Here is a 15,660-nt window from a genome sequence, read left to right on the forward strand (position 1 = left end):
ACCAAGTCGATCACTCCGGTAAACTTATCTTCGGCCCCGATCGGCAGCACCACCGGCACGGCATTGGCCCCGAGCCGTTCGTGCACCTGAGCGCAAACCCCGGCAAAATCGGCCCCGGTCCGGTCCATTTTATTAACATATCCGATCCTGGGCACATTATATTTGTCCGCCTGCCGCCACACGGTTTCGGACTGCGGCTCAACGCCCCCCACCGCGCAGAACGTAGCCACCGCTCCGTCCAGCACCCGCAGCGAGCGTTCCACTTCGACGGTGAAGTCGACGTGGCCCGGGGTGTCGATAATGTTGATCTGATAGGTGTTGTCTTTGTAGTTCCAGAAAGCGGTCGTAGCGGCCGACGTAATGGTAATCCCGCGCTCCTGTTCCTGCACCATCCAGTCCATGGTCGCCCCCCCCTCGTGAACTTCCCCGATTTTGTGTGTTTTCCCGGTGTAGAACAGGATCCGTTCCGAAGTGGTAGTCTTGCCCGCATCGATGTGGGCCATGATACCGATGTTTCTGGTGAATTTAAGGTCTCTTGCCATAAACTGTGTCCTGTATCCGGTTTAGAATCTGAAGTGCGCGAATGCTTTGTTCGCTTCCGCCATACGGTGCATCTCTTCCTTGCGTTTGAATGCGCCGCCTTCTTCATTATATGCCGCCATGATCTCTGCGGCGAGTTTTTCTGCCATCGACCGACCGGCGCGTTTGCGCGCGAACTGCAACATGTGGCGAATACTAATGGCCACTTTGCGTTCCGGTCGAACTTCCATCGGTACCTGGAAGGTAGCCCCGCCGACACGCCGAGATTTGACTTCGACCTGCGGGGTGATGTTTTCGAGCGCTTTTTTCCAAATTTCCAAAGGAGCCTTTTCCGTGTCCTTCATCTTCTCGCCTACGATATCTATGGCGTCATAGAAAATACCGTATGCAATACTCTTCTTACCGTCTAACATCAGGCTATTGACGAACCGCGTTACCTGGGTGTCGCCAAACTTGGGGTCAGGAAGTAGAATTCGCTTTTTAGGCTTCGCTTTTCTCATTTTTCTTTTTGTTTCGCCGCGCGAAGCGGTCGGTTGTCCGCGAGGGGTTCCGTCCGGGGATCGGCGACTGATGAAATTAGTTTGGTTGTGTGTGTTCTGTTCTTGGAACGGAGAACGGACTATTTCTTAGCCGCTCCCGCTTTCGGGCGTTTGGTTCCGTATTTCGAACGGCGTTGGTTCCGCCCGTCGACTCCGGCCGCGTCGAGCGTCCCGCGAACGAGGTGATAACGCACCCCCGGCAGGTCTTTCACACGACCGCCGCGCACGAGCACGATGGAGTGTTCCTGCAAGTTGTGCCCTTCGCCCGGGATGTAGGCATTGACCTCTTTCCCGTTGGTCAACCGCACACGAGCGACTTTACGCATCGCCGAGTTCGGTTTCTTCGGCGTGGTGGTGTAGACACGCACGCACACGCCGCGACGCTGCGGACAAGCTTCCAAAGCCGGAGCTTTGCTCTTGAACGCCACGTCTTTCCTTCCTTTACGTACTAACTGTTGGATAGTTGGCATTTTGTCGTTTTTCTTTGTTTTTTAAAAAATTACACAAAATCGGTCTGCAAAGATACGCACTGTTTTTTGATTTTCAATACATTCATCGGAATGAGCGTGCGATTTTTTCGTCGACCGATCGAATCGGAAAGCCCGAAATGGAGAGAAATCGGGCGTTCCCAGCCTGCGCAGGTCAGCCTCGACCGCGATAAATCACGGCCATTTCGCACTCGGCGCACCGGAATTCGAGCTCCAGCCGCACGCCGTTGTTCTCCAAAAAAAGCCGCCGCCCCCGCTCCTCAGGATGCTCCCGGAGGCAGAGTTCCAGCTCGCGCCGGATGCAGTACGGCGTCCGCATCACTTCGCGTCCCGTCAGTTCCGGATCGGTCTGCACCTCCAGCGCCTTTTCCACCGCCTCGAATCCCGCCTCTCGATAGAACCGTTCGGCCACGGCGTTGGCGATATTGGCCCGGAAATCCCGTTCGACTCCCGGCGGCACGACCGGCGGCGTTGCAGGCCGCACGTAAGGTTCCGGCCGCCGATAAGCCTCCAGCCGGGCCGCCAGAAGCGCTGCGAGCAGCTCCCGCCGCAAGGCGTTCAGCCCGGCCGCCGGAACGAACGGCAACTCGCCCTCCCGCGCCACCTCCACGCGCGAGATTTCGAAAATCGTCCCGCCCCCCTTCGAAAACGCCTGACGGATATTCCGTTCCGCCAGCTCCCGATTCGAGGCCGGTTCGTATCCGTCGGGCAGCGAAACGGCCGCCGAAATCCCCGTCTCGTCCTCCGCCGAGATCACGGGAGGCGCAAACCGGACAACGGTCGCCAGCCGCCGCACGGCCGAAGGATGAAACGTCCGGTCGAGGTTCCGGAACACCTCCGTCCCCGCCGCCAGCTCGACCGCCTTGTTCAGCACGAGCCGACTCCCCTCGGCCCGGTTCACCGAACACCCCTCCAACAGCCCGGCAGGAGTCCGGAAGCAGAGCCCGTCTCCGTTGTGAATCGCCACGTCCGGCCTCAACTTCAAGGTCAGAACCGCCCCGTCGCTCCGGGAGACGACGCCGACCGACTCGCCCACCGACCGGGCTTCCGGAGCTGCGACACCGGCCTGTTTGCCATCGAAAAAATAGGCGGTGAAGCCCCGCGAAAAGCTCTTCCCGGGGTTGGGCTCAAAATCGCACGTCACGCGCCCCGCCGAAACGCGCTCCACTCCCAGCGCCTCCAGCCGCCGGTGGTAATAAGCGGTATTATTGACCACATAATCGGCCTCTTTGAGCCGCCCTTCGATCTTGAGCGAACAGACGCCGGCACCGATCAGGTCGTCGAGCCGCCCGCCTAGCGACATATCCCGCACCGACAGCAAAGCCCGATCGCGCACCAGCCGCTCGCCCCGATCGTCATACAAGTCATACCGCGCGCGACACGGTTGGGCGCAGCCGCCCCGGTTGCCTCCCCGTCCGCACAAGGCGTGTCCCAGGTAGCACTGTCCGCTGTACGAGACGCAGATGGCCCCGTGCACGAACGCCTCCAGTTCGACCTCCTCGGGCAGGGCGGCCCGAATGGCCCGAATCTGCGCCAGCGAAGCTCCCCGCTCCAGCACGATGCGCGAAAAACCGGCCTCGGCGAGAAAGAGCGCCCGTTCCGGTGTCAAGTTGAAGGTCTGCGTCGAGGCATGCAACGCCACGGGCGGCAGATCCATCCGCAGAAATGCCATGTCCTGTACGATCAGCGCATCGACCCCGGCCTCGCAGGCCGCCCAGGCGGTGTCCCGTGCCGCCGAAAGTTCGTCGTCGAACAGCAGGGTGTTCATCGTCAGATAGACCCGCGCGCCGAACCCGTGGGCATACTCCGCCAGCCCGGCGATATCGCTCATGGCGTTCCCCGCAGCCACCCGCGCGCCGAACCGCTCGGCGCCGATATAGACGGCATCGGCTCCGGCATCGATGGCCGCCCGACCGATAGCGGCCGTTCCGGCCGGAGCCAGCAATTCGACTTCCATAAATACCGATTTACTCTTCGCGCGGCTCCTCCGGCAGCTGCACCACGGTGCAGACATTGCCCTGTCCGAAAGCCGCCGCAGCCGCGGCCCGCACCGATTCCGACGTCAAAGCCTGCACCGCCGCCTCATAACCGTCGTAACGATCGTTGTCGTTCAGGTACCAGCTGGTCAGGTAGCCGAGCCACGTCCCGTTATGAATCAATCCGTCGCGATGCCGCTTGAGGAAGAACTCCTTCGTCCGGGTCAACTCGTCGGCCGTAACCCCCTCAGTCACCAAGGCCCGAATCTCCTCGCCGACCAGCGGCAACAGCTCGCTGATTTTGGCCGTGTCGGTCTCAAAGAAAATCTGGTAGGCAAAACGCGGCAGCGGCTCTTTCTGGTAGGTCAGCGAGACGCCCACCCCATAGGTTCCGCCACGCTCCTCGCGAATCTTCCGGGTGTAGCGCATCTCCAGCATATAACGGATCGCCTCCAACTCGATGCTCCGCGCCAGGGTGTAAGGCAGCGCGCCGGAATAGAGCTCGACGGCGGTCACCTTCGGGCTTTCGAGCGGCGTCTTATACATATTCTGCACGACGCCCGGCACCGGCACCACGACATGCCGTCCCCATCGCGGCGCCTTCCCGCGTTTCGCAGGCAGCGAACCGAGATACTTCTCGGCCAGAGGCCTCAACGAGTCGGCCGCGATGTTCCCCACGAAGACGAAGGTCATCCCGTCGGCATTGGAGAAGAAATGCCGGTAGAGTTGTTCGGTACGCTCCAGCGAAACGGTGTCCAGCACCTTCGCACTCATCAGCATGAAGGTGCGCGGATTGTGCCCGTAGACGGTCTGGAACAAGCTGTCCTGCAAGATGTAGTTCGGATTCTGCGTCACGCCGGGCAGCATCGAACGGTAGCGATCCATCATCACGTTCCAGTCGCTGCGTTCGAACCTCGGCGCAGTGTAGTAGAGGTATACGAGTTGCAGCATCGTCTCGACATCCCGAGGCGAGCAGCTCCCGCCGAATCCCTGGGACAACGACCCCACGGAAGGCATCGCCCCGGCCCTGCGCCCCGCCAGATACCGGTCCAGCTCGGTGCGCGAGAAGTTCCCCACGCCCGTCGTCCCCAGATAAGAGGGCAGCATCCCGAGGTTATAGAGGTCGGTCACCTCTTCGACCGTGGTCGTTCCGCCGCGCTGGAAAGCGGTCATCTGCACCTCGTCGGCTTTCAGCTGCGTCGGCTTGACCACCACCTGCACGCCGTTCTTCAGCGTCCAGACGGTCGAGCCGAACCTCCCGGCCATCGTTTTCACCACCGGAGCCCCCGGCAAAACCGAGGCGTCCATCAGCTCGTTCGCCGCCGCCACCTCCTCATAGGCCTCGAAAGCGATGTTTTTCACCCGGTCGATCACCTCCCTCACCTCCGCCTCGGTCGGCAGGGGGTGTTTCTCGTCCTCGCGCATCGAGATCAGCACCGCGCTGTTGCGGTCGCGCACCCACTCCGCCGCCACGCGATTCACATCCTCCAGCGAGATGGCGTCGAGAATCCGCCGAGTGATCGCCAAATCCTGCTCCGGAGTCAGGTAAGGTTCGCCGCTCTCGAAGTGGCGCATATATTCCGAGACGAACTCGCCGTTTTTGCGGTCGTTCCGGTTCTCGAAATAGCTCTCGGTCTGACGCATGGTTTCCAGTTTGACCCGATCCAGCTCCGACGCGACGAAACCGTTGGCCCGCACCCGGCAGAGCTCGGTGTACAAGGCTTCGAGGGTGCGTAGCGCCTCGCCGTCGCGCGCCGAACCCGCCACGAAAAAGGCATCGAACGGCCGCACGACCGGGGAGTAATTGCACCCCGCACTCCGGAAAGGCGCCCCCTCCTGCCGCGCCAAATCGACGAACCGGATGCTCAGCATCCGCGCGGCCAGCGAACGGACATACTGGTTCCACAACCGCTCCATCCCGTCGTACCGATCCCGCAAGGGCTCGTCGCGGAAGAGCAGTTCGACCGACGTACCGGTCAGTTCGGGATCCGAAACGACCGAAACGAGCGGCAGTTCGTTATCCTCGACCGTCACCGTCGCTTTCGGCGTCCGCACAGTGGCAGCAGGCAGGTCGGCCATCGTCCGCTTCAACCGCTGCTCCATGCTGTCCACGTCGAAATCCCCGACGATGAAGAAGGCCTGCAAGTCGGGCCTGTACCACTTCCGGTAGAAATCCCGCAACTCGTCGTAGGCAAACCCCTGAATCACCTCCTGATTGCCGATTACGTTGCGCCGGGCGTAGAGCGATCCGTTGAACAGCACGGGCGACTGCCGTTCGAACACCCGCCGCCCGGCCGAGTTCCCCTGTCGCCACTCTTCGGTAATCACGCCGCGCTCCTTGTCGATATCGGCGGTGTCGAGCGTGATCCGCCCGGCCCAGTCGTGAAGGATCAGCAAGGCCGAGTCGACGATTCCGTCCCGGGTCAAAGGCACGTCGGTAATCATATAAGTGGTCTGCTCCTGCCCCGTCGCCGCGTTGAGATTCTCGCCGAATCGCACGCCGATCCCCGACAGCCAGTCGATCATCGAGTTGCCCGGGAAGTGCTGCGACCCGTTGAAGGCCATGTGTTCGAGGAAATGGGCCAGCCCGTTCTGGGCATCGGTCTCCTGGATCGCCCCCACCTTGTAGTAGATGTGGAAGTTGGCTCTCCGGGCCGGTTTGTCGTTGTGTTTGAGGTAATAGGTGATGCCGTTGGGCAGCACGCCGACCCGGACGCTGCTGTCCACAGGCGCCGCCTCGCCGGCCGCGGGCCGCTGGGCATACGCCCCGGCCGCCCCGACGACAGCGGCCGTCGCCGCCAAAAGCCGCGCAAAGTTCCGAAACTTGAAATTCATATGATAGATACGTTTTGTTTTTAGCGCACCGGCAAATTCGTCCTAAAATTACTTTTTTTTCTAATTTTACGCTCGGATTTTTCGCTCTTCATCCGAAAGAGCCCCAAAAACATCGATCATGAACGAAGAAAAAGTACTCGAAGCGCTGAAAAAGAGCGGGGCGCCGATGAAGTCGGCCGAAATCGCCGAAGCGACCGGTCTGCCGAAAGCCGACGTGGACAAAGCGATCAAGAATCTGGTCAAAGAGGGTCGGGCCGAGTCGCCGAAACGCTGCTTTTACGCCGCGAAATAAGTATCGGCACGATGGCAAACGTCAAGATAGACCCTTCGTGGCAGGAGCTGCTGAACGAGGAGTTCGGGAAGCCCTATTTCGACCAACTGACCGCTTTCGTGCGGGAGGCGTATCAGACCCACGTGGTTTTTCCGCCGGCGGCGAACATCTTCCGCGCTTTCGACAGCTGCCCGGCCGACCGGCTGAAGGTGGTGATTATCGGCCAGGATCCCTATCATAACGTGGGACAGGCCAACGGGCTCTGCTTTTCGGTGACCGCGGGAACACAGTTTCCGCCGTCGTTGCAGAACATCCTGAAAGAGGTGAGCGACGACACGGGAGCGCCGTATCCCGAGACGGGCGAACTCGACCGGTGGGCAGAGCAGGGGGTGCTGATGCTGAACTCGGTACTGACGGTGCAGGCACACACGCCCACGTCGCATGCGGGGAAGGGCTGGGAGGAGTTTACGGACGCGGTGGTGCGGACGATCGCCCAGCGGAAAAACCATGTCGTCTATATGCTCTGGGGGTCGTACGCCCAGCGGAAAGCGGCGGCGGTCGATCCGGCGGAAAACTGCATCCTGACCGCTCCGCACCCGTCGCCGCTGTCGGCGTTCCGGGGCTTCTTCGGCTGCAAACATTTCAGCCGCGCGAACGAATACCTCGTCTCGACGGGACAGACGCCGATCGTCTGGTAAACCGCCCGATCCCGCGCTGCTTTTACTGAGAACAAACCCAACGTCTTAAAACCGCATGAATCCGAACCCGAACGCCTATTGCGTCATCATGGCCGGCGGCATCGGCAGCCGATTCTGGCCCCTCAGCAAGAACCGGATGCCGAAACAATTCCTCGACGTGCTCGGCACGGGGAAGAGCTTTATCCGTTGCACATTTGAACGTTTTCTGCCGCTGGTGCCGGTCGACAACTTTCTGGTCGTGACCAGCGAACTCTACCGCGACCTCGTGCGGGAACACCTGCCCGAGCTGGCTCCCGAACAGATACTGACCGAACCGGTGCGACGCAATACCGCTCCGTGCGTGGCCTATGCCACCTACCGGATCGCGGCGCGGAATCCGGAGGCCACGATGATCGTCGCTCCGTCGGACCACATTATCACCGGCGAAGCGGAGTTTCAAGAGATCGTCCGCGAAGGGATCGACTTCGTCTCGGGTACCGACAACCTGATGACCATCGGCATCCGTCCGTCGCGGCCGGAGACGGGATACGGCTACATCCAGATCGATACCGCGCCGCACAACGAGACGGCCGGGACGGAGGTGCGGAAGGTGAAGACCTTCACCGAGAAACCTAATGTCGAGATGGCCCGGGTCTTCGTCGAGAGCGGCGAATTTTTCTGGAACTCGGGGATCTTCATCTGGTCGGTGCGAGGCATTCTGAACGCTTTCCAGCGGTGGCTGCCGGAGATGAACGCCACCTTCGCCGGAGGAACCGGACGATTCGGGACGGACAAAGAACAGGCTTTCATCGATACGATCTACCCGTCGTGCGAGAACATCTCGATCGACTACGGCATTATGGAGAAATCGCCGAACGTCTACGTCCGTTGCGGCGACTTCGGCTGGAGCGACATCGGCACCTGGGGCTCGCTCTACCAGCATGCCGTGCGGGACGAACAGGGGAACGCCTTTTGCGGAGGCGGCGGAGTGTTGAGCTACGGAACGACGGGGACGGTGGTGAACATCCCGGCCGGCAAAGTCGCGATAGTCGAAGGCTTGACGGACTATTTGGTGGTGGAAAAGGACAATGCCCTGCTGATTTGTCGTCGCGAAAACGAACAGAATATCCGAAATTACGTGGAAGATGTCAAATACCGGTTTGGGGAAGAGTTTGTCTGAGCTCTACGAGCTCTACTGCGAGAACGGCGGGGTGGTGACCACCGACAGCCGGGCTGTACGAGAGTTGGCCGCGCCGATCTTCTTCGCCCTGAAAGGCGAGAATTTCGACGGCAACGACTACGCCGTACAGGCGATAGCGGATGGCGCTTGCGCCGCCGTTGTGCACGACCGGTTGCCCAAGGGGATTAAACCGGCATCGACGGAGGCGGCTAAATATTTCGTGGTGAAGGATACGTTGGCGGCATTGCAGGAGCTGGCGGCTTACCATCGGCAGATGCTGGGCCTGCCGGTGATCGCCCTGACCGGGAGCAACGGCAAGACGACGACCAAGGAGCTGATCGCCCGCGTTTTGGGGACGAAATACCGGGTAGCGTCTACCCGGGGAAATCTGAACAATCATATCGGCGTGCCGTTGACCTTGCTCTCCATAACCGAGGAAGACGACGTGGCGATCGTGGAGATGGGGGCCAACCACCGGGGCGAGATTGCGGCCTTGTGCGAGATCGCGGCACCGAATATCGGACTGATTACCAACGTAGGACGGGCGCATTTGGAGGGATTCGGCGGCCCGGAAGGGGTGCGCTTGGGGAAAGGGGAACTCTACGACTATTTGGCCGCGCACGGCGGGACGGCGCTCTACGCAACGGACGATCCGGTACTGGCGGAATTGGTGGCGGAACGCTTTACGACAGATTCTCCGGCGATGTCCGTAGGATATTCGGCGCTGGCTTTCGGCCTCTCTGCGACCGGAGGCGACCTGCTGACGCTGGATACGGCGGAGGGCGAAGTGCAGACCCATCTGGCGGGAACATACAATTTGGCGAACGTGGCGGCGGCGGTGGCGGCAGGAGCTTATTTCGGCATTCCGACCGACGCGGCATTGGCGGCGGTGGCGGCCTATGTGCCGGACAACAACCGCTCGCAGGTGAGCCGTTCAGCAAACGGGACGGGGAACACGCTATATAAGGATGCCTACAACGCCAACCCGTCGAGCATGCGGGCGGCGGTAGACAACTTTCTGGCGTTGCCGGACGATGGTTTCGAAGGAGGTAAGATTTTGATTCTCGGCGACATGCGCGAATTGGGGAATTTTTCCCGAGAAGAACACCGGGCGATTATCGACCGGATTGCCGAGACAGCTGCGACCAGATCTGCCGCTTTAACCTGCTACGTAGTCGGCCCGGAATTTTCGGCGGCACTCGCCGCTTCCAACGCTTCGAGGGACAGGAAACCGCTGATTATCCGTGCGTTTGCGAACGTGACAGAATGGATGGCCGCTGTCGCAAACGGCGAAATCGTGATTCGGAACGCACAAGTATTGGTCAAAGGATCGCGCGGGATGACGTTAGAGAAGCTCTACCCGCTGCTATAATGTCGCGCCGGTCAGCCGCCGGTCGATCAGAATTCCCTGAAAAAACCGCTCGGCCACCAGCAGCCCCTCCGGCTTCGACCGCGGATAAGCGACCATGAAATACCAGACGGTATGTCCGTACTGCGCCATCAGCGCCCTGAACTCGAACGGCTCCACCCCCAACAGATAGCTCCCCGACAAGCTCCGCGCCCGCACGTTCGGCACCGAATAGTCGTTCCGATAGTATTCGAACCCCTGCAAGCCGTTCTCCTGCAACATATCGAGCAGAATCTGCCGCGTAGCGATATCGCGATCCACCCCGAAATCGGGCCGATAGTCGATCCGGCTGGCCGTCACGCTCACCGTCCCCGGCTCGGCCCAACGCCGGCTCGCCGCCCCCAGCACCACCTGCCGCTCCACCGTATCGGCCGTCAGCCGGTCGTTTTGTCGCTGGAGCGAATCGGCCGAGAACTCCGCCACCGCCTCCAGCGGATACGGAAACTTGAGCGTCGCGCCCAAATCTTCGTAATAAGCGACCCGCCACGCCTGTTTCAACAGCGCGTCGATCGACGCGCTCCGCAGATAGCGGTTCCACATCCCATACCCGACGAATCCCAAGACCGTCAGCACCACCGCGGCGCCCACCGCCCACGCCGCCCGCCGGAACGCCCGTCCCCGCACGATGGCCCGTCCGATCCGCCGCTGCTCCCTCGCCCCCCGAATCGCCGTATCGCTCACCGCCATCTCGCTCACATAGGCCTCGAAATCCGCCTCCGGATGGCGTTTGCTCCACTCCGAATAGCTGTTTCCCATCTTGCGCCGACACGCCGGGCAAAAAACCATATAGGCCGAACGGATTTCGACCAGTTTCCCGCAGCGATCGCACTTGATATGAGGCATATACGAGCTCTTTAATCGTTCAGTCGGGAGCCTATTTCTTCAGTCTCCGCCCGAGTACTTCGAGCATGTCCGTCGTCATCTCCGACAGCCCCCACTTGGGCGACCATCCCCACTCCTCGCGCGCCACGCTGTCGTCCATCCGATTAGGCCACCCGTCCGAAATCGCATCCTTCACCGGGTCGATCTCATAGACCATCTCGAACGACGGAATGTGTTTCCGGATCTCGGCATAGATCATCTCCGGCGAGAAGCTCATCGAAGCCACGTTATATCCGTTCCGATGCTTCAGCCGGGCCGGGTCGGCCTCCATCAGCCCCACCATCGCGTCCAGCACGTCCGGCATGTAGATCATATCCATAAACCGGTCGTGCGGCACCGGACACACGAACCGTTCGCCCCGCAAAGCGGCGTAAAAGACCTCGACCGCATAGTCCGTCGTCCCGCCGCCCGGCAGCGCCTGCGACGAGATGACCCCCGGCAGCCGCACGCTCCGGGCATCGACTCCGAAACGCTGGAAGTAGTAATTGCCGAGCAGCTCGCCCGTCACCTTGCACACCCCGTAGATCGTGGTCGGGTGCATCGGCGTATCCTGCGGCGTCCCGTCCTTCGGCGCATCGGGCCCGAAAGCGCCGATCGAGCTGGGCGTGAAGACCGCGCAATTGTACTCCCGCGCCACCTCCAAGGCGTTCATCAAAGCCCCCATATTCACCCTCCAGGCCTTCTGCGGATTGGCCTCGCCGGTCGCCGAGAGCAGCGCCACGAGGTTGAAAATCGTGTCGATCCGCTGTTCGCGCACCACCCGGGCCATCGCCTCGGCATCGAGCGCGTCGATGTGTACGAAGTCATTGTCCTCGCGATCGCCGTGAATATCGGCCGCAATGACCTGGTGTTGTCCATAGATGCCCCTCAGGTGCTCGGTCAGCTCCGAACCGATCTGTCCGCCCGCACCTACGATGAGTATTTTTTTCATAGTGTCGATTTCGTTTTTCGGAAAGCAAATTTATCCGTTTTTCTCTATTATCGAAGCGATCGGCCCGAAATTTTTCCCACGAAAAAAGCGTTTCCGACCGCACCCGGCGGTCGAAAACGCAACACATTGACAACGAGAGAGTCCCTACCGAACGATCCGATTGGTCTCGGTATCGGGAAAAACGACGCTGGGACGGAACGTCTTCGCCTCCTCGAACTCCATGATGCCGTAGGACATGATGATCACGACGTCGCCCACCGCCACGCGCCGGGCCGCCGCGCCGTTCACGCAGATGCAACCGCTCTCCGCCTCGCCCTCGATCACGTAGGTCTCGAACCGCTCGCCGTTGTGGTTATCGACAATCTGTACCTTTTCGCCCGCAATGATGTTGGCCGCCTCCATCAACGCCTTGTCGATGGTGATGCTGCCGACGTAATCGAGGTTGGCCTCGGTCACGCGCACGCGATGGATCTTCGATTTCAGTACCTCTATTTGCATACGAATGCTGTTTTGAATCCTCCGTTGTTACCGATCTCTGCGCCGGTCTTTGACGACCTTGACGGTCATGCTTTTGATGTATACATCCTCGTTTTTCGGTCGATCCTGCGAGTCGGTCGGCAGTTTCGAAATCCTCACCACGCGCCCCATCCCGCCGATCACCTCGCCGAAGACGGTGTAGCTGCCGTCCAGATGCGGCGCTCCGCCCGCCGTGCGATAGACCCGTTCGCGCTGCGGCGTAATCTGCGCCCCGGCCGGATCGGCCGCTCCCGCCGCAATCCGATGCCGGGCAGCCGTCAGCGTGCTGTCGTTGTGCACCCGCCCCGTGACGATATAGAACTGAGACCCGGACGACCTCCGTTCCGGATTGAGCGCATCGCCCTCGCGCGCCGCCGCCACCGCTCCGCGACGATGATAGTGGCGCGGAACGATCTCCGCATCCAGCTTATACCCCGCGTCGTTCTCGCCGTAGACCGTCACCTGCGACCCTTCGATACTCTGCGGGTCGCCCGTCTGGATCATGAAGTCGCGAATCACGCGGTGGAACAGCAGGTTGTCGTAGAACCCCCGCTCGGCCAGCCGGACGAAGTTGTCGCGGTGGAGCGGCGTGTCGTTGTAGAGGCGGAATCGCACCGTCCCGCGCGAGGTCTTCATCTTCACGACATAGTGCGCCCCCTGTCCCGCCACGAGTTTCCGGGCCGCCGTGGCCGATTCGATGCCGAAGCCCGAAAGGAGAGCCAACAACCCGAGTCCGAAAATTTTCACTAACTTTATGCTTATTTTTGTCATCTGTCGAGGCGTAAAATTTCGCGGACAAATGTATTAATTTCCCGTAAAATGCGGGCTATCATGAAACGATTTCTTATCCTCTGTTTTTTTCTGACGCTCGGACTCGTCGCGCGGGGCCAGCGCGTGGGGGTCGTGCTGAGCGGCGGCGGAGCCAAGGGTTTGTACCACGTGGGGATACTCAAAGCACTGGAAGAGAACAATATCCCGATCGACTACATCTCGGGGGCTTCGATGGGGGCGATCGTCGGAGGGATGTACGCGGCAGGCTATTCGCCGGACGAGATGATCCGTTTTTTCATCACCGACAGCGTCCAACGCTGGTTGTCCGCCAAGAGCACCGACCTCGACAACAACTACTATTTCAAAAAGTTCGAGCCGACACCGACCATGATGTCGGTGCGTTTCGACCCCAAAGCGCCGAAAAAAGCGGCCCTCCAGCTCCCTACGAACCTGGTTTCGCCTTACCTGTTGGATTTGGCGTTTATCCGGATGCTCTATCCGGCTTCGGGAGCGGCCGGCAACGACTTCGACAGCCTGATGGTACCTTTCCGGTGCAACGCGTCGAACGTGTTCGAAAAAGAGTCCGTCGTCTTCGACCGGGGGAGCCTGCCGTTCGCGATCCGGGCCTCGATGACCATTCCGCTGGTCTTCAAACCGCTCTCTCAGGACAGCGTGGTGCTGTTCGACGGCGGACTCTACAACAACTATCCGTGGCAACCGCTCGACTCGGCTTTCCACCCGGATATCCTGATCGGCGGCATCTGCGCCTCAAATTACGAGGCTCCGACAGCCGACAATGTCGTCGAACAAATGAGCGTCATGGCGACGGGAAGAACCGACTACTCGCTGCGCGACAGCCTTGATATCGAGATCCGCCGCAAATTCAAAGAGGTGGGGGTGCTGGACTACGACAAAGCCAGCTATATCATGGCCCGGGGATACGAGGACGCCATGCGCCAGATGCCGCTGATCCGCGAACGGATCGCGCGCCGGGTATCGGACGAAGAGATCGCGGCCAAACGCGCGGCCTTCCGATCGAAGATCAAACCGCTGATTTTCGACGAAGTACAAATCGAGGGACTGACGCCGAAACAGACACAATACGTCTACCGGCAGTTGGGCGTGCGGCCGAACCAGATTTTCGACCTGGCCTACTTTGAGCGCAAATACATGCAGATTTTAGCGGGAGGTATCTTTTCGGGAGACTTCCCGGAGGTGACCTACAACCCGGAGACGGGATTTTTCCGGATGAAGCTCAAGTTGCAGACACAGGCGAGCCTCCGGTTCTCGTTAGGGGGGAACATCTCGTCCACGGCGCTGAACCAGGGTTTCGCGGCGCTGAACTACCAGACGGTGGGACGCAACGTCTCGACTTACGGCATTCAGGGGTTCTTCGGCACTTTCTACAACTCGGTGATGGTGGGAGGTCGGCACGACATCTATACGAACTTTCCGTTTTTCGTCAATTACAGCTACTCGTACGAAGATTTCGACTACCAGGCGAACCACATGAGCCGCTACTATCGCAACCGGGACTGGCGTTACCGGACGCGACACGCCAACACGTTCGTGACGACGCTGGCCATTCCGATGCCGATGGTCGAAAACGCGGCTTTCCGCACCCATCTGGCGCTGGGGGTGACGGAGGATTACTATTTCCAGCAGGTGTTCACCAATATAGAGAAGCCGGACCAAAGCCGGTTCACCTATGCGACGCTCTCGGCGGAGGTGCAGCAGCGTTCGATGAACCGGACGCTCTATCCGAACCTCGGAAAGGAGCATGTCTTGCAGCTGCGCTTTACGGAGGGTCTGGAAAATTTCCAGCCGGGTCTCTCCGGCGAGGTGCCGACGCCGCTCCGGAGACACAACCGGAATTGGGTCGAGCTACGCTACCGCTACGAACAGTATTTCCCGTTTTCCAAATGGTTTACGTTCGGAATTCTGGGCGAGGCGACTTTCTCGAACCACCCGGAGTTCGAAAATCCTCTGGCGACGGCATTTTCGTTGCCGGCTTTTCAACCGATTCCGCTCATGCGGACGATGTTCATGCCGGAATACCGCTCGCGTTCATACATCGGCGCGGGGGTGATTCCGGTTTTCAATATCGTCAATAACCTCTATATCAAATCGTACGCGTTTGCATTCGTCCCGCAGGAGGTGGTGTACGACCACGGATGGACGGGGGGCGAGTTTTGGAACCGGCTGCAACACCGTTCGGAGTTCGTTTTCGGCGGTTCGCTGGTCTATCAGACGTTTATCGGGCCGGCGTCGCTGACGCTCAACAAGTACAGCACGGGACGAAAAAACTGGCAGCTGGTCTTCAATTTCGGCTACACGCTCTTTTCGTCACACCGTTTCTGACGGTCTGTCGTCTCTGTCGGTTTCTCTCCCGCCCCGGGCTTCCGCGGCAGCACCTCGGGCGCGCTGAGCTACGTCGGTGACTATGGTTACAGCTGGGCTTCTACGGCCAGTGGGATCAGCGGGATGTACTTGCACTTCTATGCGACAGAACTCAGCCCCAGCCACTCGGCGAACCGTGCCTACGGTCTTCAGTTGCGTTGCCTCTCGGAATAAACGGGCCGCGGGCCCGCGGTGGGCAATGGGCTGGAACTACCCTACTAACAACCGGCAGCCTCTACCCAATCA

14 protein-coding genes are annotated in these 15,660 nt (G+C 60.3%); 5 read left to right on the plus strand and 9 right to left on the minus strand.

Going from position 1 to position 15,660, the window contains the following annotated elements; all coding sequences use genetic code 11:
- From Q9S52_RS02510 to Q9S52_RS02530, 5 genes are all read right to left on the minus strand, one after another.
- On the minus strand, positions 1–542 hold a 542-nt coding region (locus Q9S52_RS02510; RefSeq protein ID WP_304708052.1), incomplete at its 3' end, for a GTP-binding protein.
- 21 nt (positions 543–563) lie between these two features.
- Positions 564–1,040 (minus strand): 30S ribosomal protein S7, encoded by a 477-nt coding sequence (gene rpsG / locus Q9S52_RS02515; protein ID WP_294592651.1) that lies wholly within the window; start codon positions 1,038–1,040, stop codon positions 564–566.
- 119 nt (positions 1,041–1,159) lie between these two features.
- Entirely contained in the window at positions 1,160–1,549 is a 390-nt protein-coding gene (gene rpsL, locus Q9S52_RS02520) for a 30S ribosomal protein S12 (RefSeq protein ID WP_294592653.1), read from the minus strand.
- A gap of 172 nt (positions 1,550–1,721) precedes the next feature.
- Positions 1,722–3,524: a U32 family peptidase gene (locus Q9S52_RS02525; RefSeq protein ID WP_304708053.1), complete on the minus strand. Its 1,803-nt coding sequence runs from the start codon at positions 3,522–3,524 to the stop codon at positions 1,722–1,724.
- A gap of 10 nt (positions 3,525–3,534) precedes the next feature.
- The gene (locus Q9S52_RS02530) at positions 3,535–6,378 is read right to left on the minus strand and encodes a pitrilysin family protein (protein ID WP_304708054.1); all 2,844 of its coding nucleotides are present in this window, start codon (positions 6,376–6,378) and stop codon (positions 3,535–3,537) included.
- 118 nt (positions 6,379–6,496) lie between these two features.
- Here Q9S52_RS02530 and Q9S52_RS02535 point away from each other — a divergent pair, with 118 nt between their 5' ends.
- The 4 genes from Q9S52_RS02535 to murF are packed head-to-tail and all read left to right on the plus strand — an operon-like array spanning position 6,497 to position 9,878.
- Complete coding sequence (locus Q9S52_RS02535; RefSeq protein ID WP_294592659.1) at positions 6,497–6,670, plus strand: helix-turn-helix domain-containing protein; 174 nt, start codon at positions 6,497–6,499, stop codon at positions 6,668–6,670.
- An 11-nt stretch (positions 6,671–6,681) separates the two neighbouring features.
- Entirely contained in the window at positions 6,682–7,347 is a 666-nt protein-coding gene (ung, locus tag Q9S52_RS02540; protein ID WP_304708055.1) for a uracil-DNA glycosylase, read from the plus strand.
- A gap of 55 nt (positions 7,348–7,402) precedes the next feature.
- The gene (locus Q9S52_RS02545) at positions 7,403–8,506 is read left to right on the plus strand and encodes a mannose-1-phosphate guanylyltransferase (protein WP_304708056.1); all 1,104 of its coding nucleotides are present in this window, start codon (positions 7,403–7,405) and stop codon (positions 8,504–8,506) included.
- Entirely contained in the window at positions 8,472–9,878 is a 1,407-nt protein-coding gene (gene murF, locus Q9S52_RS02550; RefSeq protein WP_304708057.1) for a UDP-N-acetylmuramoyl-tripeptide--D-alanyl-D-alanine ligase, read from the plus strand. The genes Q9S52_RS02545 and murF overlap by 35 nt, the downstream gene beginning before the upstream one ends.
- On the opposite strand, the gene Q9S52_RS02555 is transcribed toward murF, so the two are convergent.
- The 4 genes from Q9S52_RS02555 to Q9S52_RS02570 all read right to left on the minus strand — a co-directional run bounded on the left by Q9S52_RS02555 (position 9,873) and on the right by Q9S52_RS02570 (position 12,990).
- The gene (locus tag Q9S52_RS02555) at positions 9,873–10,757 is read right to left on the minus strand and encodes a hypothetical protein (RefSeq protein WP_304708058.1); all 885 of its coding nucleotides are present in this window, start codon (positions 10,755–10,757) and stop codon (positions 9,873–9,875) included. The genes murF and Q9S52_RS02555 overlap by 6 nt on opposite strands.
- Positions 10,758–10,788: 31 nt before the next feature.
- Positions 10,789–11,727: an NAD-dependent epimerase/dehydratase family protein gene (locus Q9S52_RS02560; RefSeq protein WP_304708059.1), complete on the minus strand. Its 939-nt coding sequence runs from the start codon at positions 11,725–11,727 to the stop codon at positions 10,789–10,791.
- A 144-nt stretch (positions 11,728–11,871) separates the two neighbouring features.
- Positions 11,872–12,225: an aspartate 1-decarboxylase gene (panD, locus tag Q9S52_RS02565; protein WP_297626569.1), complete on the minus strand. Its 354-nt coding sequence runs from the start codon at positions 12,223–12,225 to the stop codon at positions 11,872–11,874.
- 27 nt (positions 12,226–12,252) lie between these two features.
- Positions 12,253–12,990 carry a peptidylprolyl isomerase gene (locus tag Q9S52_RS02570; RefSeq protein ID WP_304708060.1) on the minus strand — a complete coding sequence of 246 codons (738 nt, stop codon included), beginning with the start codon at positions 12,988–12,990 and terminating at the stop codon, positions 12,253–12,255.
- Between the two features lie 84 nt (positions 12,991–13,074).
- On the opposite strand from Q9S52_RS02570, the gene Q9S52_RS02575 reads away from it, so the two are divergent.
- The gene (locus tag Q9S52_RS02575; RefSeq protein ID WP_304708061.1) at positions 13,075–15,375 is read left to right on the plus strand and encodes a patatin-like phospholipase family protein; all 2,301 of its coding nucleotides are present in this window, start codon (positions 13,075–13,077) and stop codon (positions 15,373–15,375) included.
- Positions 15,376–15,660: the final 285 nt, after the last annotated feature.

This window comes from uncultured Rikenella sp. (assembly GCF_948810725.1).
Classification (GTDB): domain Bacteria; phylum Bacteroidota; class Bacteroidia; order Bacteroidales; family Rikenellaceae; genus Rikenella.

Excerpts from the sequence above, each read along its gene's own strand:
- Q9S52_RS02560 (WP_304708059.1), bottom strand. The coding sequence starts at position 11,727 with ATGAAAAAAATACTCATCGTAGGTGCGGGCGGACAGATCGGTTCGGAG.
- rpsG (WP_294592651.1), bottom strand. The coding sequence starts at position 1,040 with ATGAGAAAAGCGAAGCCTAAAAAGCGAATTCTACTTCCTGACCCCAAG.
- Q9S52_RS02525 (WP_304708053.1), bottom strand. The coding sequence starts at position 3,524 with ATGGAAGTCGAATTGCTGGCTCCGGCCGGAACGGCCGCTATCGGTCGG.
- rpsL (WP_294592653.1), bottom strand. The coding sequence starts at position 1,549 with ATGCCAACTATCCAACAGTTAGTACGTAAAGGAAGGAAAGACGTGGCG.
- Q9S52_RS02530 (WP_304708054.1), bottom strand. The coding sequence starts at position 6,378 with ATGAATTTCAAGTTTCGGAACTTTGCGCGGCTTTTGGCGGCGACGGCC.
- ung (WP_304708055.1), top strand. The coding sequence starts at position 6,682 with ATGGCAAACGTCAAGATAGACCCTTCGTGGCAGGAGCTGCTGAACGAG.
- murF (WP_304708057.1), top strand. The coding sequence starts at position 8,472 with ATGTCAAATACCGGTTTGGGGAAGAGTTTGTCTGAGCTCTACGAGCTC.
- Q9S52_RS02535 (WP_294592659.1), top strand. The coding sequence starts at position 6,497 with ATGAACGAAGAAAAAGTACTCGAAGCGCTGAAAAAGAGCGGGGCGCCG.
- Q9S52_RS02545 (WP_304708056.1), top strand. The coding sequence starts at position 7,403 with ATGAATCCGAACCCGAACGCCTATTGCGTCATCATGGCCGGCGGCATC.
- panD (WP_297626569.1), bottom strand. The coding sequence starts at position 12,225 with ATGCAAATAGAGGTACTGAAATCGAAGATCCATCGCGTGCGCGTGACC.
- Q9S52_RS02575 (WP_304708061.1), top strand. The coding sequence starts at position 13,075 with ATGAAACGATTTCTTATCCTCTGTTTTTTTCTGACGCTCGGACTCGTC.
- Q9S52_RS02555 (WP_304708058.1), bottom strand. The coding sequence starts at position 10,757 with ATGCCTCATATCAAGTGCGATCGCTGCGGGAAACTGGTCGAAATCCGT.